The organism is Staphylococcus sp. HMSC62A08, from assembly GCF_001839105.1.
GTDB lineage: Bacteria > Bacillota > Bacilli > Staphylococcales > Staphylococcaceae > Staphylococcus > Staphylococcus caprae.
The window spans coordinates 191992-216911 of sequence record NZ_KV840039.1; the positions used below are offsets into that span (position 1 = coordinate 191992).

Annotated in this window: 24 protein-coding genes; 6 read left to right on the forward strand and 18 right to left on the reverse strand. The window is 31.4% G+C overall.

Annotated features, from left to right (window positions below; all coding sequences use genetic code 11):
• Positions 1 to 50: 50 nt before the first annotated feature.
• The 7 genes from sbcC to sosA form a co-directional block, all read right to left on the reverse strand.
• Positions 51 to 3080, reverse strand: a complete 3030-nt coding sequence (gene sbcC, locus HMPREF3264_RS06865; protein ID WP_070872656.1) for an exonuclease subunit SbcC — start codon at positions 3078 to 3080, stop codon at positions 51 to 53.
• Between the two features lie 3 nt (positions 3081 to 3083).
• The gene (gene sbcD, locus HMPREF3264_RS06870; protein WP_070872658.1) at positions 3084 to 4208 is read right to left on the reverse strand and encodes an exonuclease subunit SbcD; all 1125 of its coding nucleotides are present in this window, start codon (positions 4206 to 4208) and stop codon (positions 3084 to 3086) included.
• 113 nt (positions 4209 to 4321) lie between these two features.
• A complete protein-coding gene (locus HMPREF3264_RS06875) occupies positions 4322 to 4789 on the reverse strand; it encodes a CcdC family protein (protein WP_037541428.1) in 468 nt (155 codons plus the stop codon).
• Positions 4790 to 5098: 309 nt separating this feature from the next.
• The gene (locus HMPREF3264_RS06880; RefSeq protein WP_037541427.1) at positions 5099 to 5335 is read right to left on the reverse strand and encodes a YneF family protein; all 237 of its coding nucleotides are present in this window, start codon (positions 5333 to 5335) and stop codon (positions 5099 to 5101) included.
• A 228-nt stretch (positions 5336 to 5563) separates the two neighbouring features.
• A complete protein-coding gene (tkt, locus tag HMPREF3264_RS06885; RefSeq protein WP_070872668.1) occupies positions 5564 to 7552 on the reverse strand; it encodes a transketolase in 1989 nt (662 codons plus the stop codon).
• 124 nt (positions 7553 to 7676) lie between these two features.
• A complete protein-coding gene (locus HMPREF3264_RS06890) occupies positions 7677 to 7922 on the reverse strand; it encodes a DUF896 domain-containing protein (RefSeq protein ID WP_070831497.1) in 246 nt (81 codons plus the stop codon).
• 176 nt (positions 7923 to 8098) lie between these two features.
• Positions 8099 to 8332, reverse strand: a complete 234-nt coding sequence (sosA, locus tag HMPREF3264_RS06895; protein ID WP_002442716.1) for a DNA damage-induced cell division inhibitor SosA — start codon at positions 8330 to 8332, stop codon at positions 8099 to 8101.
• Between the two features lie 142 nt (positions 8333 to 8474).
• On the opposite strand from sosA, the gene lexA reads away from it, so the two are divergent.
• Positions 8475 to 9095, forward strand: coding sequence for a transcriptional repressor LexA (gene lexA / locus HMPREF3264_RS06900; RefSeq protein ID WP_070872670.1), 621 nt, complete (start codon positions 8475 to 8477; stop codon positions 9093 to 9095).
• A gap of 230 nt (positions 9096 to 9325) precedes the next feature.
• Here the strand turns inward: lexA and HMPREF3264_RS06905 are convergent, their stop codons facing one another.
• The 5 genes from HMPREF3264_RS06905 to HMPREF3264_RS06925 all read right to left on the reverse strand — a co-directional run bounded on the left by HMPREF3264_RS06905 (position 9326) and on the right by HMPREF3264_RS06925 (position 13749).
• The gene (locus HMPREF3264_RS06905; RefSeq protein WP_070872672.1) at positions 9326 to 10351 is read right to left on the reverse strand and encodes a CAP domain-containing protein; all 1026 of its coding nucleotides are present in this window, start codon (positions 10349 to 10351) and stop codon (positions 9326 to 9328) included.
• A gap of 13 nt (positions 10352 to 10364) precedes the next feature.
• Positions 10365 to 11342 (reverse strand): GMP reductase, encoded by a 978-nt coding sequence (guaC, locus tag HMPREF3264_RS06910; RefSeq protein ID WP_002442711.1) that lies wholly within the window; start codon positions 11340 to 11342, stop codon positions 10365 to 10367.
• Between the two features lie 160 nt (positions 11343 to 11502).
• The gene (gene rpsN, locus HMPREF3264_RS06915; protein ID WP_002442709.1) at positions 11503 to 11772 is read right to left on the reverse strand and encodes a 30S ribosomal protein S14; all 270 of its coding nucleotides are present in this window, start codon (positions 11770 to 11772) and stop codon (positions 11503 to 11505) included.
• A gap of 219 nt (positions 11773 to 11991) precedes the next feature.
• Positions 11992 to 12141 (reverse strand): 50S ribosomal protein L33, encoded by a 150-nt coding sequence (gene rpmG / locus HMPREF3264_RS06920; RefSeq protein WP_001831295.1) that lies wholly within the window; start codon positions 12139 to 12141, stop codon positions 11992 to 11994.
• A 93-nt stretch (positions 12142 to 12234) separates the two neighbouring features.
• Positions 12235 to 13749, reverse strand: coding sequence for a catalase (locus tag HMPREF3264_RS06925; RefSeq protein WP_002442707.1), 1515 nt, complete (start codon positions 13747 to 13749; stop codon positions 12235 to 12237).
• 219 nt (positions 13750 to 13968) lie between these two features.
• On the opposite strand from HMPREF3264_RS06925, the gene HMPREF3264_RS06930 reads away from it, so the two are divergent.
• Together HMPREF3264_RS06930 and HMPREF3264_RS06935 are read left to right on the forward strand one after the other, a co-directional pair.
• Positions 13969 to 15417, forward strand: coding sequence for an amino acid permease (locus tag HMPREF3264_RS06930; RefSeq protein WP_070872673.1), 1449 nt, complete (start codon positions 13969 to 13971; stop codon positions 15415 to 15417).
• A 169-nt stretch (positions 15418 to 15586) separates the two neighbouring features.
• Positions 15587 to 15901 carry a hypothetical protein gene (locus tag HMPREF3264_RS06935; protein WP_002442704.1) on the forward strand — a complete coding sequence of 105 codons (315 nt, stop codon included), beginning with the start codon at positions 15587 to 15589 and terminating at the stop codon, positions 15899 to 15901.
• Between the two features lie 119 nt (positions 15902 to 16020).
• On the opposite strand, the gene HMPREF3264_RS06940 is transcribed toward HMPREF3264_RS06935, so the two are convergent.
• The 4 genes from HMPREF3264_RS06940 to HMPREF3264_RS06955 form a co-directional block, all read right to left on the reverse strand.
• On the reverse strand, positions 16021 to 16824 hold the full coding sequence (locus tag HMPREF3264_RS06940) for a Cof-type HAD-IIB family hydrolase (protein WP_002442702.1): 804 nt from the start codon (positions 16822 to 16824) through the stop codon (positions 16021 to 16023).
• 63 nt (positions 16825 to 16887) lie between these two features.
• Positions 16888 to 17808: a homoserine kinase gene (gene thrB / locus HMPREF3264_RS06945; RefSeq protein ID WP_044466275.1), complete on the reverse strand. Its 921-nt coding sequence runs from the start codon at positions 17806 to 17808 to the stop codon at positions 16888 to 16890.
• Between the two features lies 1 nt (position 17809).
• Positions 17810 to 18874: a threonine synthase gene (thrC, locus tag HMPREF3264_RS06950; protein ID WP_002442698.1), complete on the reverse strand. Its 1065-nt coding sequence runs from the start codon at positions 18872 to 18874 to the stop codon at positions 17810 to 17812.
• A 5-nt stretch (positions 18875 to 18879) separates the two neighbouring features.
• The gene (locus HMPREF3264_RS06955; protein WP_070831510.1) at positions 18880 to 20160 is read right to left on the reverse strand and encodes a homoserine dehydrogenase; all 1281 of its coding nucleotides are present in this window, start codon (positions 20158 to 20160) and stop codon (positions 18880 to 18882) included.
• 188 nt (positions 20161 to 20348) lie between these two features.
• Between HMPREF3264_RS06955 and HMPREF3264_RS06960 the strand changes: the two genes are divergently transcribed.
• A complete protein-coding gene (locus HMPREF3264_RS06960; RefSeq protein WP_070872675.1) occupies positions 20349 to 21725 on the forward strand; it encodes an aspartate kinase in 1377 nt (458 codons plus the stop codon).
• A 76-nt stretch (positions 21726 to 21801) separates the two neighbouring features.
• Here HMPREF3264_RS06960 and HMPREF3264_RS06965 read toward each other — a convergent pair whose 3' ends face one another.
• Positions 21802 to 22395 carry a hypothetical protein gene (locus HMPREF3264_RS06965; protein WP_070872677.1) on the reverse strand — a complete coding sequence of 198 codons (594 nt, stop codon included), beginning with the start codon at positions 22393 to 22395 and terminating at the stop codon, positions 21802 to 21804.
• Positions 22396 to 22730: 335 nt separating this feature from the next.
• Between HMPREF3264_RS06965 and HMPREF3264_RS06970 the strand changes: the two genes are divergently transcribed.
• Positions 22731 to 23603: an NERD domain-containing protein gene (locus tag HMPREF3264_RS06970; RefSeq protein ID WP_070872679.1), complete on the forward strand. Its 873-nt coding sequence runs from the start codon at positions 22731 to 22733 to the stop codon at positions 23601 to 23603.
• Positions 23604 to 23694: 91 nt separating this feature from the next.
• On the opposite strand, the gene HMPREF3264_RS06975 is transcribed toward HMPREF3264_RS06970, so the two are convergent.
• Positions 23695 to 24231 carry a thermonuclease NucI gene (locus HMPREF3264_RS06975; RefSeq protein WP_002442688.1) on the reverse strand — a complete coding sequence of 179 codons (537 nt, stop codon included), beginning with the start codon at positions 24229 to 24231 and terminating at the stop codon, positions 23695 to 23697.
• Between the two features lie 164 nt (positions 24232 to 24395).
• Here HMPREF3264_RS06975 and HMPREF3264_RS06980 point away from each other — a divergent pair, with 164 nt between their 5' ends.
• The gene (locus tag HMPREF3264_RS06980) at positions 24396 to 24584 is read left to right on the forward strand and encodes a hypothetical protein (RefSeq protein WP_070872681.1); all 189 of its coding nucleotides are present in this window, start codon (positions 24396 to 24398) and stop codon (positions 24582 to 24584) included.
• The last annotated feature ends 336 nt before the right edge of the window (positions 24585 to 24920 follow it).

Genomic DNA, 24920 nt, shown 5'->3' on the forward strand with positions numbered 1-24920 from the left:
AAAATAATTTTGCTAAATTATATTTCTGTCTCACTCCCATTTTTTGTCTTCTAATTTCTCTTAAATTGTGTGTTGCTTTGGTATTGATTACTTGAAACCTCTAGTATTAATGGTATCCTTTGTTTTAATTCACTAACGTGAGAGATAATTCCTACCATTCTCCCCGACGATCTTAAATTGATGAGTGTATCAAGTGCTGTTTCCAACGTTTCTTGATCTAATGTGCCGAACCCTTCATCAATAAACATTGATTCTAAAGTAATACCTCCTGATTCTTGTTGCACGATTTCGCTTAATCCTAAAGCTAAAGCAAGAGAAGCTTGAAATGTTTCTCCGCCGGATAAAGAACTGATATGTCTAGATTTGTTAGAATGAAAATCAAATACATCAATCTCTAAACCGCTAAACCCTTGAGAAACTGCTTCTCTCCTAACTAATTGGTATCTATTACCACTCATTTGTAATAGTCTTTGATTAGCTTGGAAGATAATTTTCTCTAAATAATAAATCAGTACATAGTTCTCTAAAGTTAATTTGCGGCTATTTTTACCAGAAAGTATTTCAGTTAACAGAAATATCTCTTGTTGTTCTTTTAATTCATCATTGAGAATCGAAATAAGTTCTTTGATTTGTTTGATATTCTTAAGATTAGTTTCATTTTTATAATCTATCGTTGCAATTTCTGAATTAATCTCATCTAGTTCTTGTTTTTTATTAATCAATTGAGCTTCAATATCTTCTATATTTGACAATTCTTTGCCGTTAACAAGTTTTTCCAAGCGTTTTATTTCAAATTCATAGTTTTGATATTCAATATTATACTTATTTATCTTTTCTTCAATCGTTTGCTTTTGATTACTTAACTCAATTGTCTCTTCTATTTGTTCATAAGTTTCAAAGCCAATACGCTTCATTTCTTTTTCAATATTATTTTCAAGTTCTGTTTTTTCATTGTTTCTTTTTTCTAAATTATTATTAAAGTTCTCCACATTATTTAATTCAATGGTTAAATTACTTTTATTTTCAGTCAATTGATTTTTAATGTCTTCTAAATGAGTATTGAACGAATGTAATTCTTCTTTTCTCTTTTCATAGTAGTCTTTAAATGTACTAACCTTTTCAAATTCTGTACTAGCTTCAAAATCATTGAGTCTAATATTAATTTGTTCAAGTTGAGCTTTCTTATTATTTATCTCTAAATCTAATTCGTGACGACTTTTATCAAGATCTTTTTCTTTCTCATTAATCGATTCTAAAAATTTATTTTCTTCTTGTTGTTTACTTTTAACATCTTCTATGTGTGCTAACTTAGTTTTGAGTGTCTCTATATCTTGTGTTTCTTGAACCTGAAAATCTAACTCACTTTCTCTATTTTTTAATTCTTCTCTTCTACTTTCTAATCGAATTAATGTTTCTTTTAGTGTGGTTTTATTATTTTCAAGTTTTTCTATCTGTTCTTTCTTTTTAGCAATTGACTCAAAATCAATATGTTCACCTAAAGATTGAATTTCATTACCACAAATTGGACAAGTGTCACCTATAGAAAGAGCTGATTTGATTTCTTTAATAAATGTTTGTTTATCATTAAGATCAACATTTGTAGCATCCACTTTAGCGATTAAAGACTTAATATTACTATATTTCTCATTCACTTCTTTAATTTTTTCATTGTTTTCCTGTCTGTCTTGTTGAATTTTCTTAAATTGGTTTTCTTTTTCTATATATTTATCTATATCCTCTATTGATTTTTTAAGTTCAACTATTTGTTGAGAATATTGATCTATTATTTCATAGTCTCTCGTCTTCCCATTAGATTGATTTAATAAATTTTCTTTTTCAGCTTTAAAATGTTTATGCTTTTCTTCAAGTTTGCCTATTTCTTCAATTAATTCCGGTTTTCGGTTATAACTTTTTATGAAGGTATCGGCATTATTATAAAAATTAGCATTCAATTTAAGATAATCATTAATTTTTTCAAATTCTTTTTCTTTAGGCTGTAGAGTATTAAATTCATTTTCTAGATTTCTAATCTTCTTTTTAAAATTTTCCGCCTTAATCTCAGCTTTTTCTATCGCTAATTTTAATTCTTCGATTTCACTATTCACTACTTGTTCTCTCTTAAAAGAAGTGATTAGAATATTTGATTCATTTATTTTATTTAGTTCAACCTTTAGTTCTTTTATTTTGTCTTGTTCTTTCTTTAAATTTTCAAATTGTTCTTTTTGTTGGTTTAAAGCTTCAATATTTTGCTTCAACTCTTTATTTAAATTATATTTATTAGATATTTCTTCTACTTCTTTATTAACTGATGTCTTCTTATCTTTATAATCTGATAATAACTGTTTACCATATTCAATAAAATCTGATGTCTTTTGAATAATTTTATCAGTTTGAGAGCTATCTATTTCTTTTAACTTTGATAAATTATCATTTTCATACGTAGCGAGACTGTTCCATAAATGATTGATTTGATTATATCTGTTTTCTATTTGAAGTTTTTCATTTTTAACACTATCCATTAAATAACTTCTTATTTCCTCAAAACGTTCACTATTAAATAACGTTCTAAGAATAGATTGCTTATCTTTACTATTTGATTGAAGAAATTTTTTAAATTCACCTTGAGGTAATATAAAGAGTTGACGGAATTGCTCAGCATTCACTCCCATTAATTGAACAATAAATTGATTTCCAGCATTCACTCTACTTTCTTTTAATTCATATTGATGATCAATTTGTTCATAAATATCAAGTTTTGCGTGCGTCTTTGTGGTGTTTCCTTCCTTTATAAAAGGTGCTTCTCTATGAACTTTAAAAATCTGATTATGAAGTTTAAACTCATAAGTCACGCTCATAGGTGATTTACCATCAGCAAAATGACTTCTTAAGTCATCTTCTTTTCTATTTTCAGTAGAAGCTTTACCGAATAAAGCATATACAATGGCATCAAAAATCATAGTTTTACCAGAGCCTGTTTTACCACTAATTAAAAATAGCTGATTATTTTCAATTTGGCTAAAGTCTATTGTCTCATTAAGGAAAGGACCAAAGTTATTTAATTGGAGTTTGATTGGTTTCATAATTTAGACTTCCTTTCCCATAATTTGATTTAAAATATCTGCAACTTTTTTTGACTGGTTTTCACTCATAGTCTCATTCGTCATCGTTTCATAAAAATTTTTAATAATCGATTGGTCGTCTTGTTTTTTTATCTCTATATTTCTATATTCTTCATTAATTTCAAAAGTTTGATTAGTTAGCGCTAATGTATTTGGATATATTTGCTTTAATTTCATCATAGGATCATTGATGTGAGACATATTCGAGAGTTTAAAATGTATATAATTATCTTTATTTTTGATTGGTAAACGCTCTTGAATGATATCATCATAATCTCCTTCTATGACTTCTAACTCACGTAAAGGTTTTATTGGTACAAATGTATCTTCAATATCCTGCTTCTCTTTAATACGAACAATTCGGTAACCTTTCGCTTGATTAATTTCAGAAAATGAATATTGTAACAATGAACCACTATACTTAATCGTATTATCATTAATACTAAAAGGATGATGTAGATGACCAAGCATAACGTAATCAAATTGTTTAAAAGATTGTTTCTCTACCGATTCAACAGTTCCTATAGTTAGAGGTCTTTCGGATTCAGAAGTTTTACCACCTTGAATAGTTAAATGACCAATAAGAATGTTAACTTTGTTACGATCTATACTTTGAGTCATATATTCTAAACAGCTATTCAAAGCTTCTTGATGCGTTGATATGTCCTTATCTTTGAAAAAGTCTTGTACTTCACTCACAGTAGCAAATGGTAATGTGAAAAATTGAATACCATTAATCTCAATAGGCTTATGAATATCTTCTAATTTCGTCCTTATGTATAAATGATTGCTTTCAAACCACGATGCACCATAATTCAATCTTTCTTTTCCATCATGGTTTCCACTAATAATTATGATAGGTAAGTGAAGTTTGATATTCAATTCCGCAATTGTATCTTCAAGTAAACCCATTGTCTCCTTACTAGGATAAGATGTATCGTACAAGTCACCTGCAATAACTATAACGTCAGGTTTCTCCACTTTCATTTGATTTACAAACTGAGTTAACACGTATTTTTGATCTTCTAACAGTTGTTTACCATTTAATATTTTCCCAAGATGCCAATCAGCCGTATGTATGATTTTCATATTCATCCTCCTAATAAGAACGTTTGTTCGTATTTTTATTGTATAATCTTTTTATCATACTTTCAAGTAAAAAAAGCCACTTATCAAATCTGATGACAAGTGGCTTTTCCTCATTATTTAACTAATGATTTTTTTAATTTTTTATACTTATAAAACATTGCTAATCTCCAAGGTACAATCATACAAAATGCTAATAAGAAAAACATACCAGCAATTTCTCCAGGATCAATTTCATTACTAATAAAAATTTTGATGACTGTTCTTATGATTAATAAAGAAATTAAGATAACAGGAAAAGCTTTAGAGCGTTTCATATAGATTTCGCTACCTTTTACTTCAAATCTAGATGTCCAAATTAAAACCGTAGAGAAGAGTACGCCTAAAATTAGCGATTCCAACATTTCCATTCCAGTTAGTCTGAAATATGGAATTATATACATTAAAGCTCCTGTCGCCATAAAAAATGGAGGTAAAATGATTTTCTTTTCATTAACAGGAAACTTTTGAGCTTTCATTCTGATTACAATTACTACTGCACCCATTAAAAACGCGACTACAATAGAAAATATTAGATAAGCCAATTTGACACCTTCTTATGACATAAACTTAATACTCTTAATTCGTCACATGATAGTATATCACTATCACTATATCAATGACTACTTTAAACTTTCTAAAAAATTAAAAAGTTGAATAATTTAATTTGTAAAAATTGCTTATGGAAACGCTAGTATTGAGAGAAGCTTGTATAAGTGCTCTTTCAATTCTGACATCTACCACCATGCGTTAAATGCGACTGAAAAATTAAATGATGTCCCCAACTTCTTAGAAAAAGTAAAAAATCGGACGTCACAATGCTATATACACTGCAACGTCCGTCATAGTAAATTTTATTTACCTTTCATGTTTTGATCCATGTTTTTATTCATCATTGTCATCATCTGATTAATTTTCTTTTGTGATGGTTTTTGACCCATTTGCATCATCATCATACGTAGCATTTCTTCATTGATAGGTGGGTTTTTTTTGAGGTAATCCATCATATATTTTCTTGCTAGGAAGAAACCACCGATTAATCCTATGATAAGTGCTAAAATGATTAAAATTATTGCTAACCAAGTTGCCATTGTTTCACCCACTTTCTTTATCCTACTGAATTTTACTAAATTCACTTAGTTATTTCAAGAGCTTCTTTAAGACTCGTATATTCTATTCCAAAAGTTATGATAACAAATTACAGTTTTACAACACAATACAATCATCAATAATAAAATAAAAAGGTTACTAACTAATAAACTTTAGCTAGTAACCCAAATATAATATTGTTTATTTTACAATTCTAAGTATTTATTTACTTAAAATGTACGAATTTGATTTAAAATATTTTCTTTAGTGAAGCCATATTTTTCAACGACTAAATCTCCTGGAGCACTTGCGCCAAAGCCATCAATACCGATAACTTTACCTTCAGTACCTACATATTTATGCCAACCAAGTGGAGAAGCCATTTCTATAGCCACACGTTTAGTAATAGAAGCTGGTATAACTGATTCTTTATATTCATCAGATTGTTGTTCAAATGCAAACCAGTTTGGCATAGATACGACTCTAACACCTTTCCCTTGTTTGTCTAAGTCTTTGGCAGCTTCTACTGCTAAACTTACTTCTGAACCAGATGCTAATAATAAGTATTCAGGTTCTTTTTCAGTTTCAAATACTACATATGCACCTTTACGAACTCCTGCTTCAACAGTTTCTTCTGCAATATCTAATGTAGGAAGATTTTGACGAGTTAATACTAAAGAAGTTGGCGTATTTTCAGATTCAAGTGCAACTTCCCATGCAACACGTGTTTCATTACCATCAGCAGGACGAATAACGTTCATATTAGGAATTGCGCGTAAACCAGCTAATTGTTCAATAGGTTCATGAGTTGGGCCATCTTCACCTACTGCAATTGAATCATGAGTGAATATAAATGTTGAATTAAGTCCCATGATAGCTGACAATCTTAAGGCAGGTTTCAGATAGTCACTGAATACAAAGAACGTTGCTCCATATGGATGTAAACCACCATGAGCAGCCATACCATTTACTGCTGCACCCATGGCAAATTCACGCACACCAAACCATATGTTTTTACCTTCAGGTGTTTCTTTGTCATAATCTTTGGCTTCTTTAACATTTGATTTATTTGAACCTGCTAAATCCGCAGAGCCACCGAAGAATGATGGTACAGTTTGACTAAGTTTTTGAATAATCTCTCCAGAATCTGCTCTAGAAGCTCCTTTATGATCTAAATCATATTTTGGTAATTCTTTTTCGTAATTTTGAGGTAATTTACCACTAATAGCTAACTTAAATTCTTCAGCTAATTCAGGGTATTCTTTACTGTAGTCCTCTAATTTAGCTTTCCAAGCATCTTCATTTTCATTTGCACGTTTTAGCATTGTAGTTTGGAAAATTTCATATACTTCATCTGGCACGTTGAAACGTTTTTCAGGATCTAAACCATACGCTTCAAAAGTAAGTTTTCTTTCATCTTCTCCTAATGGTGCACCGTGAACACCATTTGAACCAGCTTTATTAGGTGAACCAAAGCCAATTACAGTTTTCACTTCGATAATTGTTGGACCTTGTTGTGATTTAGCTTTATTAATAGCATTATCTATTTCTTCCAAGTCATTGCCATCTTTCACTAAGATGTAATTCCAACCATATGCTTCAAATCTAGATTTTGTGTTTTCAGAGAAAGATTTATTTAAATCTCCGTCTAAAGAAATATCATTAGAATCATATAACACAATTAACTTATCTAACTGATTATGACCAGCAAATGACGCTGCTTCATGTGAAATTCCTTCCATTAAATCTCCATCTGAAGCTAACACATAAGTATAATGATTAACCATATCATAATTGTCTTTGTTGAATTTACCAGCCAAGTGATTTTCAGCTAGAGCCATTCCGACTGACATTGCAAAACCTTGTCCAAGAGGGCCAGTTGTAACTTCTACGCCATCTGTATGTCTGAATTCTGGGTGACCTGGCGTCTTAGAACCCCATTGTCTAAATTGTTTAAGTTCTTCTAATTCTAGACTGCCAGATACGTGTAATAAACTATATAGTAAAGCAGACCCGTGACCTGCTGATAAGATAAATCTATCTCTATTAAAATAATCTTTAGATTGAGGATTAAAATTCAGATGACGTGTCCATAATGTATATGCCATAGGAGCTGCTCCCATAGGTAAACCAGGGTGTCCTGAATTTGCTTTCTCGATAGCATCTATACTAAGCGCTCGTATCGTATCGATAGCTAATTGGTCTTTTTCATTAAACATCGTTGTGTCTTCCCTTCTTCAAATAATATCTATATTTAATTATAACTTATTTTAAATTAAAATGATAAAGAAAAATCAGATAAATTCACTCACATCATATGATGAATAAACAATATCAATTCATTTAATCTTTCCCTTTATTTTCTCTTTCGGCCTGAATTTTCTTAAGTTTTTCAGGTGTTACATCATTACCTTCAGGGTCTATTACTTTAGTATTTTCGATTTGTTGTTTGAATCCCTTTCTAAATGAATCTAAATATTGTTTTCTTAGCTTTGATTGTTCTTTAGCCTCTGCTTCAGTTAAACCTTCTTCCTTCTTTTTCTTAGCTAATTCATTAATTCTGTCTATATTCAAATCTTCCTTAGACATATATTGCAACTCCTTTTTAATCAAATTACTTATTAAAGATGCTTATTTAATATTTTACGATGAGTTTCTATAAATATTATAGAAGTAAATTCTTGAATCGAATATATCAAAAAAATGAGCATAACCAAATCGTTACGCTCATTTCATCCATCTTAATTCATTCTTTTATAATAGCTTTAATTAACTAATGCGAACACTGAAGTATCATTTTGTTCGCTATTTTGTTTATATTCAACTTTATCATTAGTTTTATTATTATCTTTTTGATGAATTTCATGATCCGTCATTTCGTACGTTTGTTCTGAATGGGCACTTTGATTCACACTTAAAAAGAATGTTAGAAATACCATGCAAGAGACGAGTACTACAGCTATATATATTAAAAACTTTTGTTTTGTATTAGTTAACATCAATCTCACTCCTAGAACGTTTGTTTGTATATTTAATTTACCAGAACGAATGTTCTCTGTCAACAACAAAACGAACAAACGTTTGTTTTTATTGTAGATTAATGCTATAATCAAATTAAATAAAATTAGGGAGTGCCTATATATGAGAGAACTAACTAAACGACAAAGTGAGATTTATGATTACATTAAACATATTGTTCAAACAAAGGGTTATCCACCTAGTGTTAGAGAAATTGGTGAAGCAGTTGGCTTGGCATCTAGTTCCACAGTACATGGACATTTATCAAGACTAGAAGAAAAGGGCTATATTAGAAGAGACCCTACAAAACCAAGAGCCATTGAGATAGTTAGCGAACAATTAGATGAAGTAAATGTAGAAGAAACCATTCACGTTCCGGTAATTGGTAAAGTTACAGCGGGTGTGCCAATCACAGCAGTAGAAAATATTGAAGAATATTTCCCATTACCAGAACATTTAACGTCAACGCATAACAGTGATATCTTTATTTTAAATGTAGTCGGCGACAGTATGATTGAAGCTGGAATTCTAGATGGCGATAAAGTGATTGTACGAAGCCAAACGATTGCTGAGAATGGTGATATCATTGTTGCAATGACAGAAGATGAAGAAGCTACAGTAAAACGTTTTTATAAAGAAAAGAATCGTTATCGTTTACAACCTGAAAATAGTACTATGGAACCTATTTATTTAGATAATGTCATAGTAATTGGAAAAGTTATTGGATTATACAGAGAAATGTAGTGATTAATTACTATTCTCTCTAATAAGACCTCCTTTATCATATATAACTCATATAACATGTAAAAAGACTAGGTAGTTCATTTATCGAACTACCTAGTCTTTTGTTTAGAATCTTTTTTTAAAATATCTTTGACTTTATCCAATACGTCGGGTTGTTTTTCATTTTTAGTTGTCATATATATCTACATCCTTACAACATACAAATACCCCTATATCTTTTAGATAAACGTTTATCCGGTATAATCTTCGGTCCAAAATGGTTGTTTATCTTCATTAAAGTCAACACCTAAACCTAAATTCTTATAATGCGTATTGAGTATATTCTTTCTATGACCTAAGGAATTCATGAGTCCCTCGTGAGCATATATACTACTTACTTGCCCGTAGGCAAGGTTTTCTCCAGCCGAATTAAATTCTATATGGTCCCTTTTCAATCTATCAAATGGAGAGTTCCCTTGTTTGTCAGTATGATCGAAAAAGTGATCTTCAGACATATTGACACTGTGCTTTCTAGCAGTATTAGAAATTGCGTTTGAATATTTCAAAGTATTTAATCCATGTTGTTTACGTTCTGAATTAACTAAATCAAAATCTTGTAATTCAAAACTCTTTTCAAGTGATTTAGAAGGAGCTCCATACTGATTCCGTAAACGATTCTCCATATTTTCACTTACTTGCAACAATGAGGTTACCCCATTACTTTCATGTTTATCATAGAACACCGTCGTGTATACATGATCTTTGTGGAACACATCGTACTCTTTATTTTTAACTTCGAAACGATATCTCCCTTTATTAATATATTGAATGGGATTTCCTAACCGAGATCTAACAGTTTCTTTAGGTGTTGCATATTTTATCTTTGATTTTGAAGAAATTAAGTTCTGATTTGTATACATCGCATTAACTCGATTTTTAATATAGCTAATCATAATAAAGTTATTATAATCTTTGTCGTAATACGTATACCAATTTGTTCCATACTCATTGGAAGTCACACGCTTTTGATGACCTAATTTATTTTCAACATCTTTTTTAGTCATATTCATTTGAATATTGTTAATTGCAAATTCTTGTTTATTTGGTATAGCTAAAGCATTTTCACTACTGTTTGTATCATCATTTAACCAAATGTCTACTTGGTGTCGAACCTCATTTTGAAAATGAACCAAAGGCGCTATTTCTTTAATCGGAGTGAATATAACAACACATAATAAAACTACAAAAAATAATAGAAACCTTTTAATTATTTCCATCTACTACTTCATATTAGTCTCTATCACCATTAAAAATAGAGTTTCTCACAATGACATAGTCAACAGTTCTTAGTGATTTCAAGTCTTTACCACCTGCATATGAAATTGAACTTTGTAAATCTTGTTGCATCTCAGTTAAAGTATCTTTAAGTGAACCTTTATGTTCTACAAACATCTTTTTACCTTCAACATTTTTATGTTCACCTTTTTGGAATTCTGAAGCACTACCAAAATACTCTTTATATTTTTTACCTTCAAGTTCAACTGTTTCACCTGGAGACTCTTCGTGTGCCGCAAATAGTGAACCAATCATTACCATTGATGCTCCAAATCGAATGGATTTGGCAATATCACCATGTGTTCTTAATCCACCGTCAGCTATAATAGGTTTTCGCGCTGCTTTACTGCAAATATTAAGTGCAGCTAATTGCCAACCACCTGTACCAAATCCTGTTTTAATTTTAGTGATACAAACACGTCCTGGCCCAATACCTACTTTCGTGGCATCAGCACCAGCATTCTCAAGCTCTCTAACGCCTTCAGGTGTGCCAACATTACCAGCAATCACAAAGCTTTCTGGTAAATATGTTTTGATATGTTTAATCATATTAATTACAGAGTCTGAGTGACCATGTGCAATATCAATTGTAATATATTCAGGAACTAGAGATTCTGAAGCGAGTTCTTCTACAAATTTAAATTCATTATCTTTCACGCCAACAGAAATTGAAGCAAATAGCCCTTCATTTTGCATCTTTTTAATGAAAGGAATACGTGCTTTCTCATCGAAACGATGCATAATGTAGAAATAGTCATTTTTAGCAAACCATTGAGCTAATTCTTCATTCATTACAGTTTGCATATTTGCAGGTACCACAGGTAATTTAAAAGAACGTGGTCCGAACTTTATAGAAGTATCACATTCTGAACGACTATTAACGATACATTTATTTGGTATTAATTGTATATCTTCATAATCAAAAATCTTCATTTTTTCTTTTTCCCCTTACAATAGAAAATTTTAAATAGGATTAATTTATTAAAACCGAATAATCTCATTAAAAATACTTATATTATTCAGTTATTTATATCCTTATTAACTGTACATTGTTTTTCGACTATTGTAAATGGACTAAAGACTTATATTAAAATTACCAGCTTGATTTTTTAACGCCAGGAATTTGACCTTTATGTGCATGTTCTCTAAAAGCAATTCTAGACATTTCAAATTTACGTAAAACGCCTCTTGGTCTACCAGTGACTTTACATCTTCTAGTAAGTCTTGTAGGAGAAGAATCTCTTGGGAGTTTTCTTAAAGCTTCGTAATCACCTTTTGCTTTTAATTCTTTACGCAACTCATAATATTTTTCTACAAGTTCTTGTCTTTTTTGTTCTTTTACTACTTTAGATTTCTTAGCCATTAAAATAACCTCTTTTCTATAAATCGTAATTATTACGTTTTATAGAATAACATAAATTCTCATTTATACAAGTAAAAAATTTCTTTTAACAATCATCATACATGTCTACTAATTTACCCGTCTGTCATTAAAAACTATTTAAGCAACAAAAAAAGTCTCTTCCATAAATTACAGAAGAGACTATCAATTTCAAATTGTCGTATTTGAAAGATAAGAAAATTATTTAGTTTCACGATGTAACGTATATTTATTTAATCTAGGGCAGTATTTTTTCATTTCAATACGTTCTGGATTATTACGTTTATTTTTAGTAGTAATATAGTTACGATCGCCACATTCAGTGCAAGCTAATGTAATATTTACGCGCACGTTAAACACCCTTTCTAATGTTGTTAGGAATTCTTACGATTTAAAATTCTACCATATTATATGAAGGTGTGCAATCTAATCATTTCAAATTAATTATTTAAAATTTTCATAAGTTTCGTCTTTTTCAGTTTCTAAATCAATTTGGTTGATATCGATGTCTAATGCTTTAGCTACACCTTTACCATATTCTGGATCAGCTTTATAACAATGACGTATATGACGAATTTTCACATCTTCAGTCACCCCGTCCATCGCATTTGCAGTATTAGTAAAGATACGTTCTTTCGCATCATCTGATTGTAAACGGAATAACTTACCTGGTTGTTCAAAATAATTATCATCATCTTGACGGAAGTTATATTCATAACCATCGCCATCAGTTGGGAATGGCGGTTTCTTGAATTCAGGTTGTGAATCATAAACACCTTGGTTATTAGGATAATAGTGCGGCCCTCCACCTTGGTTATCATCTAAGAAACGCATTTGACCATCACGACTAAATGGGCATAAGTTCTCTACGCCAACAGCTTTAGGTTGATTAACAGGAATTTGCCAGTGGTTAACTCCTAATCTATAACGTTGTGCGTCACCGTATGAGAATAATCGACCTTGTAACACTTTATCAGGTGAAAAGTCTAATCCAGGTACAATATTTGTAGGTGCAAATGCGGCTTGTTCTACATCCATAAAATAGTTCTCAGGATTGCGGTTTAATTCAAACTCTCCGACTTCTATTAATGGATAATCACCTTTGTACCATACTTTAGTTAAATCAAATGGATTGTCTGGATGATTTTTAGCTTGTTCTTCTGTCATAACTTGGATATACATTTTCCATTTAGGATAATCCCCTTTTTCAATGGCATTGTATAAATCTCTTTGAGAAGAATCTCTATCCATTCCCACGATTTCAGCCGCTTCTTCATCAGTATAGTTTTCAATACCTTGTTGCGTTCTAAAATGGTATTTTACCCAAACGCGTTCACCTTCGTCATTATACATTGAATACGTATGGGAACCGAATCCATGCATATTACGGAACCCTTTAGGCATACCACGATCTGACATTAAGATTGTAACTTGGTGTAATGATTCAGGGACCCCTGTCCAGAAATCCCAGTTGTTTTGAGGACTTCTCATATTTGTTCGAGGATCACGCTTCACAGCACGGTTTAAACTAATAAATAATTTTGGGTCTCTAAAGAAGAATACAGGTGTATTATTTCCTACTAAATCCCAGTTACCATCTTCAGTGTAGAATTTTAAAGCAAATCCTCTAATATCACGTTCTAAATCTGCAGCCCCTCTTTCACCAGATACTGTTGAGAAACGTGCAAACATTTCAGTTTGTTTTCCAACTTCAGAAAAGATTTTAGCGTTCGTATATTTTGTTATATCATTTGTCACTGTGAAAGTACCGAAAGCCCCAGAACCTTTTGCATGCATACGACGTTCTGGAATAACCTCGCGATCAAAATGTGACATTTGTTCTAAATAATAAATGTCTTGCATCAATAAAGGACCACGCGGACCAGCTGTCATACTATTTTCTCTATCTGATACTGGTGCACCAAATAAGCCCGTTAATTTCCCATCTTGTTTTGACATTATAAGTTCCCCCTCTTATTACTTTTTATAATAATTACAATGTAATATACATTGTAATTAAACCCGTTTTAATAAGCAATTAAACACAAATTCACTACGTATTAGAATTTTCACAGAAATTTTAAATATTTTTTCACTTTAAAGTGCTAAAAAGTTATTGAATACTCTAACTAAAAAGATTAAAATGGTGGATATATTTAATTAGATGGGAGACACCATATGGAAGATAACAATATGAAACGAAGTCTCAATTCGAGACATATATCTATGATTGCAATTGGTGGCGCTATCGGTACAGGTCTATTTGTAGCAACCGGCAGTGTAATTTCACAAGCTGGGCCTGGCGGTGCAATATTAGCCTACATACTTATTGGAGTTATGCTTTACTTTTTAATGTCATCTATTGGTGAATTAGCGACATTTCACCCAGTTTCAGGTTCTTTTAGTTCCTATTCTACCCGTTTCGTTGACCCTTCTTTAGGTTTTACTATGGGTTGGCTTTATTGGGGAATGTGGTCGCTTGTAACAAGCGTGGACGTCATTGTAGCTTCAAATGTTTTACAATTCTGGGATGTATTTAAAGTATTAAGTCCTTTAACTTGGAGTTTGATATTCCTAACATTCATTTTCTTAATCAATATATTTTCAGTAAAAGCCTTTGGTGAAACTGAATTCTGGCTATCACTTATTAAAGTCATTACGATTATTGTTTTTATAATATTTGGTATATTAATGATTTTCGGTATATTAGGTGGCCATTCTTATGGTTTTGAAAATTATACTAAAGGACAAGCACCATTTGTTGGAGGTATATCAGGAATATTGAGTGTGTTACTTGTAGCCGGATTCTCTGTTGGAGGTACCGAAGTTGTTGCAGTAACTGCTGGAGAGTCTAATAATCCTCAGAAATCTATGCCTAAAGCGATTAAACAAGTTTTCTGGAGAATTCTCTTATTCTATGTTTTATCTATCGCAGTTATCGCGGCAATTATTCCATATACAGATCCTTTGTTACTTAATAAACACGAATCTGTTTCTCAAAGTCCGTTTACAATCGTATTTGATAGAATTGGTATTGCGTTTGCGGCATCAGTAATTAATGCGGTCATTTTAACTTCACTATTATCAGCGGCGAACTCTGGTATCTATACAACGAGTAGAATGCTATTTTCATTAAGTGCAAATGGTCAAGCTCCTAAATTTTTCGGTAAGTTAAACGACAAAACTAAATTACCAATGCGTGCGTTAGTTACAACTTATGTATTAATTGTGCTTGTCATTATATACGCAAATTTTAATGCTAACGCAGTGTTTAATCTTCTTAATATCATTGGTTCAATGGTTATAGTTGTATGGGGATCAAGTATATGGTCTCAAATTAGATTACGTAGAGCTATTAAGCGCCAAGGTAAGAATCCAAATGAATTACTGCCTTATAAAGCACCATTTTATCCAGTTGGTCCAATTATAGTGATTATTACATTGTTATTTTTACTATTAGGTAACTCGTTCGGAAGTATTATTTCAGGCGATTTCTTAAGCGTATTAAGAAACTTTACGCCGATCATCATACTTGCAATTATTTATTTTGTTCATAAAGTTATTAAACGTACACACTTTGTTAAATTAGAGGCGATGGACTTAACACCACACAATTATAAAGATTAATTTTTAAAAGCGATGATTCATTTTTGAATCATCGTTTTTTTATTACAATATTCAAATTTTCTTATTCAAATTTTTGAAAACAAACTTTTCTAGCGCTAACTTTCAATATTTTATGTTTATAAGTAATCATGTATAATATAAGTAATAAAACGGTTTAGAGGTGGATAACATGGTTGGACAAACTAACTTATTTGATGATGTTATGAAACAGGATGAACGCTTTGTTATCGTCGTACAAGCACTAGAAGAAAAAAACGGTAAGTTATTGAAACGTACATTAAGAGAATATCCTAGTTTAGAACATAATCAAATGAACGATTTATTTACGCATCTAAAAGAAGTATTCTTAGATGAACCTTTTGAAGAAAACCAATCAGCCTTTAGCATTACTGTATATACAAACCTAGATTATGCTGCTGATCAAGTTTATGCTCATGTGAAACGATATAAAGGTAAACATGATTGGACGCACACAGCTAAATAAAAATAAAAAAACAGACTTAGGTTATTTGATAAAAGTGTACCCTTTGGGTTAGAATTTCAGTCTAACTTTTAAGGTTCAGAGCACTTCTTTTCAAACTTTACCTAAGTCTTATTTATATTTTAAAGCAATGTCTTTAATAAATGTGGAATTCCATTCGAATTATTATCTAATGTAACTTCATCAGCTAGAGCTTTCAGTTCATCACTTGCATTACCCATAGCAACTGAATAACCAGCAACTTCAAACATAGATTGGTCATTCAAACTATCACCAAATGCAATCACTTCTTCTAAACCTATATTCATTTTATTACAGAGCGCTTTGATTGCATTCCCTTTCGACACATCTTTCGCCATGAACTCTAAGAAGAATGGCTTACTAGTTGTAACATCAATGTCTTCGTTGAAGAAACCATTTAAATCAATACGTGCTTCAGTGATATTACCTACATAATCGACACCCATAACTTTTGGGACATCATGTTTAATGTAAGTCTTAATGTCATCAACGCGTTTCATTGGCAAGCCAGTTAATTCAGATTCAATATTCATATACTCATGATCACTATCATGAATAATATAGCCATTATCATAGGTTAAAACTAAAAATCCTCTATCTCTACAGTAATCAACAATTAAATCAAAGTTTTCCTTAGAAACTGTTTTGCTCACTTCAACTTCTTCGTCAAACATTCTGATCGTTTTCCCACCATTATAACTAATAATAAAACTTTCATTGTGGTTTAACTTTAAATCTTTAGCTACTGGAATCATACCTTCTGTAGGACGGCCAGAAGCTAAAACGACACTGTATCCTTTTTCTTGAATATCAATTAAATAGGATTTAGTTTCAGGTGAAACTTGATTCTCACCATTCATTAGTGTGTCATCCATGTCTAATACTATCATTTTATATTTACTCATATAGCAATAGAACTCCTTCCATGACATAGTCAAAACTCTTTCTTAACTATATTTTACAACAGTTTAAGACTTTTGGTACACTACTTCATCTATCACGCCTACTTCGTTAATTGTAACGAGTTCAGATATGCAATTTGTCACTTTATCGCGCAATGTTCTTACTAATTCTCCACTATATTCTCTAGGACTCAATGTTAAAATTGTAGGACCTGCTCCACTTATGACAGTAGCATATGCATCGTGTTCTCTTGATATTTGTCGTACCTGTTCAAACTCCGGAATAAGATGCTGTCTATATGGCTCATGAAAACCATCTTGTTCCATCATTTTACCTGCCAATTTATATTTATGTTGAATTAACGCACATATCATTGTATTACTTATAGCACTATTTTGTACCGCAGCCTTATGTGAAAAAGTTTCTGGCAATGCATTTCTAGAGTCTTCCGTTTTTAGTTCATAAGGTGGAATTGTTATAATAATGTCAACTTTTGGTACATCAATGCGTGCCACATCTGTAACTTTAGTATCAGGATTGTAATAACCAGATATAAGTCCACCGTAAATCGTAGGCGCCACATTATCAGGATGACCTTCAATTTCTGTCGCCAACTGTAATAACTCATATTGCGACAATTGAATATTCCCAAAGTAATTAGCGATATATAAAGCGCCCACTAGCGCTGAAGCAGAAGAACCAAGTCCTCTAGCTAGTGGGATATCACTTCTCATTTCAATTTGTAAACATGGCAAAGTTACATTAAATTTTTGAGCAACTTCTTGTGCTACTTTATATATATAATTACTTTCATCTTTTGGAAGGGACTCTAATTCTGGACTATAATATAAAAATTCCCAATCTCTACCTTCTATTCTTCTAATAGACATATAGAGATATTTATCTAATGCCATTCCAATAGAATCGAAACCTACACCTAAATTAGCAGTTGATGCCGGAATTTTAAGTTTTAAAACTTCTTCCATATCAAATTGCCCCTTTAATATAACTAATAATACTATCCTTATCATTTGGTAACGGTTGAATTGGATTGTCTAATAATGAGATGGCTGTATCAGGGTCTTTTAAGCCATTACCAGTGAGTACAGCTACGACTTTCTTACCTTTAGGTAGCTTACCTTTTCTATGAAGCTTGATTAAGCCTGCAATAGATGCATTACTTGCTGGTTCACTAAATACCCCTTCATTTGTCGTCATTAATTGATATGCTTCTAAAATTTCTTCATCAGTTACACTATCAATTAACCCATTTGATTCGTCTAGAGCTTTGACTGCTTTTTGCCAGCTTGCTGGGTTACCAATTCGAATAGCTGTTGCAATTGTTTCAGGGTTTTTCACAACTTTGTTTTGAACAATTGGAGAAGCACCTTCTGCTTGGAATCCAAATAGTTGTGGTAATTGCGTTTTTTTCTTATCGTGATATTCAACGAATCCTTTCCAGTAAGCAGTGATATTTCCAGCGTTACCTACTGGAATTGCTAAAACATCAGGAGCTTCACCATCAAGTTGTTCGACTACCTCGAATGCACCTGTTTTTTGACCTTCTATTCTAAAAGGATTGACTGAGTTCACCAGTTCAATTTCTTTGTTTTCTGCAGCAATTTCTTTCACTATTTCTAAAGCTTCATCGAAATTACCCTCAATTGAAACAATTTCAGCACCATACATTACTGCTTGCGATAACTTTCCTAAAGCGATTTTACCTTCTGGAATCACTACAATTGCTTTTAAACCAGCACGTGCTGCATAAGCTGCTGCTGAAGCAGAAGTATTTCCCGTAGAAGCACAAATAACTACTTTCTTGCCTTGTTCTTTTGCCTTAGTTACCGCCATTACCATTCCACGATCTTTAAAAGAACCAGTAGGATTTGCACCTTCATATTTCACATATAATTCGATATCTAATTTTTTTGAAAGTTTTTCACAATAAATGAGCGGTGTACTACCTTCATTTAGTGTAAGTTGTGGTGTTTCCTCATTGACTGGTAAATATTCGCTAAATTCTTTAACTAAACCTTGCCATCTTTTCATATTTATTAAACTCCTTCTACAGGATAAATTTTTTCAACATTGAATCCTGCTTTATTTAACACTTTCTCTGGAGATTGATCTAGACCAATAACGATAATTGCTACTGTTTGATCATCTCGTTCAACAATCTGTAATGATTTATGGAATGGTAATTGTGCTTTAATTTCATTTTCCAGTTTATCTATAGCTAAGTTGTTACGTTGCAATACTATGTAATAATTTAACTTCTCTTTAATTGCTACAGGTTCTTCACCATCCATCATTTCCCTTGTTTCATCCGTTTTTAATTCAAAATGTGGTGGTAAAGTGTGAAGATTTGATTCAAAGAATAATGCTACATTGAGTAAGTCACTTACTACAGCACTACCTGTAGCTAAACTACCAGCACCTTTACCATAAAACATTGTATCTCCAACGGCATCTCCAATTACATAAATAGCATTATATTCATTCTCAACAGATGCAAGTTGATGTGTTTTGTGAATGAGTGTAGGTTCGACAGATGCGTTAACACGTCCATTTTCATAAGTCCCTTTACCAATTAATTTAATTTTATATCCTAAGTCATTAGCTGCATTAATATCTGATAAAGTTGTGCCGCTAATACCTGTTAATTTAACGTCATTCAATTTAATCACTTGGTTAAATGATAGATAAGATGTGATGACTACTTTCCTAGCTGCATCTACACCTTCTACGTCATCAGTAGGGTCCGCTTCGGCAAAACCTAAACGCTGTGCTTCGTCTAATGCTTCTTCAAATGATGTTTGCTCACGTGTCATTTTAGAGAGAATAAAATTAGAAGTTCCGTTAAGAATACCCATAAATTTAGAAATATTGTTAGCATTTAATCCATTATTAATAGCATTAACAATAGGAATTCCACCTGCGACACTAGCTTCAAATTTTAATGCTACATGATTTTGTTCTGCTAAATCTTCTAAAAGTTTTAAATGAACTGCCAACAAGTCTTTATTCGCGGTGATGACATGCTTTTTCCTTTTTAATGCTGTTCTTAACCAGTCTACGGTTGGTTCTATACCTCCCATCACCTCAACTACAATATCAATTGATTCATCTTCTAATATCTCATTAATATCTTCTGTTAGATGATATTGACTAATATTTAACGGACGCTTTTTAGATGTATCACGCACTAAAATATGCTTAATGACGATATCCTTATTGATGGTGTCTTTAATTTGTTGCCTATTCTCCTCAATGATTTTTACAACACCTGATCCGACAGTTCCCAAACCAAGTAATGCAATATTCAATTCTCTCATATATCATACCTCCGTTTGTGCTTTCGAGAAAAACAATTGTACTGTTGAAAAATACTAGATAATGGTTTAGTATAAAATCATTCTTAATTTTTGTAAAGTTCTTAATATTGAAAATACAAATCTATAGTACCATGCTTAATCAGAAAACTGAATAGAATTTTCTGATTTTTTAGAAAGGTTGATAACTCATGAAAGTTGCAAAATTCGGAGGTAGCTCTGTCTCCAATGCCAAACAAATTAAAAAAGTATTAAAAATTGTAAACGAAGATCCTGAACGAAAGATTATCATTGTCTCTGCGCCAGGTAAAAGAAGTAAAGATGATATTAAAACAACTGATTTACTCATCCGTTTATATGAAAAGGTATTAAACGGAATTAATTATCAGGATAAGAAGAAAGAAATTATTCAACGATACGCTGATATTGTTGAAGATTTAAAAATGGACGATGAGATATTAACCACTATTGATGAAACGTTAGAACTTTACATTAGTCAACTTTCAGATAAACCTTCTCGTCTTTACGATGCTTTAGTCTCTTGTGGTGAAGATTTTAATGCGCAATTAATTGCTAATTATAATAACAATCAAGGGATACCAACACGTTATATTTCTCCTAAAGAAGCCGGTTTAATAGTGACTGATTTACCACAACAAGCTCAAATTTTAGATTCTTCATATGAAAATATCTATAAATTACGTGATTATAAAGAAAAACTTATTATTCCAGGTTTCTTCGGTATTTCTAAACAAAATGACATTGTTACATTTCCTCGAGGAGGTTCTGACATTACAGGTGCAATTATTGCTAGAGGTGTGAAAGCCTCTATTTATGAAAACTTTACTGACGTTTCTGGTATTTTCAAAGCAAATCCTACAATTATTGATCAACCAGAATTAATTGAAGAAATTACTTATAGAGAAATGCGAGAACTGTCATACGCAGGATTTGGAGTGTTTCATGACGAAGCTTTGCAACCGCTCTATAAAGACCGAATTCCAGTTGTTATTAAGAATACGAATCGCCCAAATGATAAAGGAACATATATCAGACATGACAGAGAAATTAATTCAGACAATGTTATTAGTGGTATTAGCTGTGACAAAGGATTTACAGTCATTAACATTAAAAAATATCTAATGAATAGACAAGTTGGCTTTACAAGAAAGATTTTAGAAGTATTAGAACAATTTAATATTTCATTTGACCATATGCCATCAGGAATCGACAATATCAGTATTATTATGCGGAGCAATCAACTTAAAGGAAAAGAAAGCCAAGTGTTAAATGAAATACGTAAACGTTGTGAGGTTGATGAGTTGAGTGTCGATCATGATTTAGCAATACTGATGATTGTCGGAGAAGGAATGAACCAAGTTGTTGGTACTGCAAGTAAAATCACTCATGCACTTTCAGAATCCAATATTAATTTAAAGATGATTAACCAAGGTGCCTCTGAAATCTCAATGATGTTCGGTATTCGTGAAGAAGATGCAGAGAAGGCTGTGCTTTCTACTTATGAATTTTGCTATCACGGTGTCTGTTTAAAAAATTTATGTTCTTAAAATAAAAAAAGATTTCTACAAAACATATACTACTTCACTCTATAATCTAAAAAGTGTGTATGTCGTAGAAATCTTTTTATGATGTCTTTCTATTATTAATAACCGCTTCTTCAATACGCTTTTCCCCTACTACTAATTTCAAGATATAAAATTGGTAGTAACTCAATGCATCTATAACTGCTTTATAATTTGAAAATTGATGATACTCTTGATTATCCATCAAATCATACATTAAAACTATTTCTGGTTTAATATAATCTACGTTCCAATTTAATGAATGAAAATATATATTATTCTTCGGCAAACGAATACTACTATCTAACCTAAAAATCCACTCATCATTAACCACATCGTAAACAAAAATATTAAGTACGATACTGTTATCTTTAAGTATCTCAACGTGTGCAACTTCTGATAGCGAAGGTCTCTCAGTTTGATGTAGAGAATGGCCTTTCCCATAATATTGTATTGAAAAGTCTTTAGGGATCACTTTAATAATTTCAATTAATTTTTTACGTTCCACACATATATCAACTTTGGATGGCAGTTTAAACTCATCATTTAAAAATAATTGCATAGCAACAACACCATGAAATTTAAATGAGTGCGAGGACGTTTGCATCAAAATTTGAACAAGGTCATTTACAGCATTTCGCTCTTCTAATTTCATTCAACCACCTCCTAAGCAAGCGCTTTCATAATTTTAATTATACATTTGAAGTACTTAATAATCAAACGCAGATTTGTGAACATTTAGTAAATTAAAATTAAACTATTTGTAAAAAGTAAAAATTGAATCTTTATCACATATCATAAAGATTTGAATAAACAATTATTTGTATTCTGAGAACAATTTTATAATTCTTAAAATTTTGTAAACATTTGTCGTACTCACTATTTAATTAATCATATTCTCTTCTCATTTTTATTGAACTCAAATTTTAAGACGTTTATAATTTATTTTGGCAATTAGAATTTAAAATTTAAAGATTCGGGTGAATATTTATGTCTGTAACGGTCATTTTATCTGTAATTATCATTATTTTAGTAATAGCTCTATTCCTAAATCAAAGATACATGAAAGATAGAGTTGAGACGGAAGAATATGCTAGAAATCAATTAATTGCAAAAAATTCTATATTAAGCGAGGAAAATTTATCATTAAAGAATCAAATGTTGAGTTCAAATAATGATGTTGGCCATCACGCTTTTAAAAATGCGAAACGTGAATTACAAAAGATTTTAGATCGTTTTATAGAACAGGGTCGACTAAAATCATATACAATTATACCTACAAGTAATTTAGCTATTAAACATCCATTATTTGAATATGCGCGTTCCTTTGATTTCATAATTATTACAGAAGTGGGTCTGATTAATGTAGATGTTAAAAATTGGAATCAAAAAACATTCTATCACTTTGATGTACCAGACAAACACGCTGAAGAAGGAAGCAATCAATATAACACTGATAAAGTAGTAGGTCATTACATCAGTAGTAGATATCACAGCCAATTTAACACAACTCGTAGTGGTGTTTACACATTCACTGAAATTCTTCAAGATAATCGCGTGATATATGAATTCTATGACCATGATCCGTATCAACAAGCTGCAAACAATGCTAAGGCATTGAAAGATCAGATTGAAAAGGATTACCAGTTTAAAATACAAAGTATCGGTGTGATTTACTTCAGTGATGGAAGTGTAAATATCATTGAAGGTTCTGACGAAAGTGATAAATATGTAGATACAGTCTCTACGCGTTCTTCACTTGAAAAAGTCATAGACGAAGCTGTGCAACTTTCTAAACATCCACTTAACGATAATCAAATTGAAGAAATATCTAACAGTTTCAAACAACATATGAATAACTAAATAAAGTTGCATTCTTAAATCCTAAATAATGAAGTACAATAGTTAAGCCTAGAAGCATTCGTTTGAAATGTTCTAGGCTTTTTCAATTAACTTAACTCCATAAGTTCACTTTATTCTGTTTTGCCTTGTTTTGAGCTTTAATCAATACATCTCGATATTTACCGTTTGGTGAGTAATATTTTTCTCTAGCTAAACCTTTTTCAACCAATTCTTCATTGAACATCCTTTTATCGCTTATCCATACATATGCTAAAGTTCGTCCATATCTATCATTTTTTTCTTTATCATACTCTAAATAAACATTCTGATGCGTTAAAGCTTTCTTCGTATAATTTGAAGCCTCTTTCCCATAAGGTTGAACAGGCGTATTGGGTTTAACGGTTTCAGGGGTATCCATACCTATCATTCTTACCTTGATTTCTTTGCCATCTTTATTTGCTACAAAAGTATCCCCATCCACTACTCGTTCGACATACACTTTGTCTTTACCTTTTAAATCAGTACTTTGGTTCTGTTGATTTGTTCCAATTTTACTAAAAGGACCGGAATGATTGATCAATTGGAACATTATTACAATTATCGCAATGAGTGCTAGAACAATCAGCGATAATGATTTTTTCGATTTCATAGTTGTCACCTTACTTCACTTTATATACTGATTAATGTTAATTAAAAATACTTTCACAGTCAATATTGATAAAATAAAAAATATTGATTGAAAACGCTTGTTATAAACTTATTTTTTCAAATGAGAAGTGCATGGTATAATACAATACGTTAGGAGTGAAATAGATGGATTCATCTAATGAAAGTAAAATATCTTTAATCGCAATTATCGTAGCAATTATTGTTGGCGTTATATTACAAATCGTCTTTAAGTTACCGATTATAGTAAGTGTGGTTGTCGCAATATTACTAGGTATCTTAGTCGGTTTTATCGTGTACCTTATTCAATCTACGCTCTATAAAAGAAAAAAATAGAATTTCAAATTAATTAAATATCCCGAAAATAAACACCTTCAAAAGATTATTCAAACTATCTTTTGAAGGCGTTTTTAACTTTTTTAGCATTTTCCCTATTATATTCTTGAAATCAAGAGTAAGTAATCTCAATAGTGGTATAGTTACATCATACTAAAGTGGCCACTTTACAACTTATTCAAATAGGAAAAACAACATAAAAAAAATTCTTGATTGCGTGATTGATACAAATTCAGCAATTTATACAGTAAAAACGACAGGCGGTAATGTGTTTCATCATACGTTAAGTACTGATACACCCACTAAAAAAGTAATAGAAATTCTAACTCTTTTATC

Bases quoted from the DNA above. Each gene is read 5' to 3' on its own strand.
- sbcC (WP_070872656.1), bottom strand. From the start codon at position 3,080: ATGAAACCAATCAAACTCCAATTAAATAACTTTGGTCCTTTCCTTAAT.
- sbcD (WP_070872658.1), bottom strand. From the start codon at position 4,208: ATGAAAATCATACATACGGCTGATTGGCATCTTGGGAAAATATTAAAT.
- HMPREF3264_RS06880 (WP_037541427.1), bottom strand. From the start codon at position 5,335: ATGGCAACTTGGTTAGCAATAATTTTAATCATTTTAGCACTTATCATA.
- tkt (WP_070872668.1), bottom strand. From the start codon at position 7,552: ATGTTTAATGAAAAAGACCAATTAGCTATCGATACGATACGAGCGCTT.
- HMPREF3264_RS06890 (WP_070831497.1), bottom strand. From the start codon at position 7,922: ATGTCTAAGGAAGATTTGAATATAGACAGAATTAATGAATTAGCTAAG.
- sosA (WP_002442716.1), bottom strand. From the start codon at position 8,332: ATGTTAACTAATACAAAACAAAAGTTTTTAATATATATAGCTGTAGTA.
- lexA (WP_070872670.1), top strand. From the start codon at position 8,475: ATGAGAGAACTAACTAAACGACAAAGTGAGATTTATGATTACATTAAA.
- HMPREF3264_RS06905 (WP_070872672.1), bottom strand. From the start codon at position 10,351: ATGGAAATAATTAAAAGGTTTCTATTATTTTTTGTAGTTTTATTATGT.
- guaC (WP_002442711.1), bottom strand. From the start codon at position 11,342: ATGAAGATTTTTGATTATGAAGATATACAATTAATACCAAATAAATGT.
- rpsN (WP_002442709.1), bottom strand. From the start codon at position 11,772: ATGGCTAAGAAATCTAAAGTAGTAAAAGAACAAAAAAGACAAGAACTT.
- HMPREF3264_RS06925 (WP_002442707.1), bottom strand. From the start codon at position 13,749: ATGTCAAAACAAGATGGGAAATTAACGGGCTTATTTGGTGCACCAGTA.
- HMPREF3264_RS06930 (WP_070872673.1), top strand. From the start codon at position 13,969: ATGGAAGATAACAATATGAAACGAAGTCTCAATTCGAGACATATATCT.
- HMPREF3264_RS06935 (WP_002442704.1), top strand. From the start codon at position 15,587: ATGGTTGGACAAACTAACTTATTTGATGATGTTATGAAACAGGATGAA.
- HMPREF3264_RS06940 (WP_002442702.1), bottom strand. From the start codon at position 16,824: ATGAGTAAATATAAAATGATAGTATTAGACATGGATGACACACTAATG.
- thrB (WP_044466275.1), bottom strand. From the start codon at position 17,808: ATGGAAGAAGTTTTAAAACTTAAAATTCCGGCATCAACTGCTAATTTA.
- thrC (WP_002442698.1), bottom strand. From the start codon at position 18,874: ATGAAAAGATGGCAAGGTTTAGTTAAAGAATTTAGCGAATATTTACCA.
- HMPREF3264_RS06955 (WP_070831510.1), bottom strand. From the start codon at position 20,160: ATGAGAGAATTGAATATTGCATTACTTGGTTTGGGAACTGTCGGATCA.
- HMPREF3264_RS06960 (WP_070872675.1), top strand. From the start codon at position 20,349: ATGAAAGTTGCAAAATTCGGAGGTAGCTCTGTCTCCAATGCCAAACAA.
- HMPREF3264_RS06965 (WP_070872677.1), bottom strand. From the start codon at position 22,395: ATGAAATTAGAAGAGCGAAATGCTGTAAATGACCTTGTTCAAATTTTG.
- HMPREF3264_RS06970 (WP_070872679.1), top strand. From the start codon at position 22,731: ATGTCTGTAACGGTCATTTTATCTGTAATTATCATTATTTTAGTAATA.
- HMPREF3264_RS06975 (WP_002442688.1), bottom strand. From the start codon at position 24,231: ATGAAATCGAAAAAATCATTATCGCTGATTGTTCTAGCACTCATTGCG.
- HMPREF3264_RS06980 (WP_070872681.1), top strand. From the start codon at position 24,396: ATGGATTCATCTAATGAAAGTAAAATATCTTTAATCGCAATTATCGTA.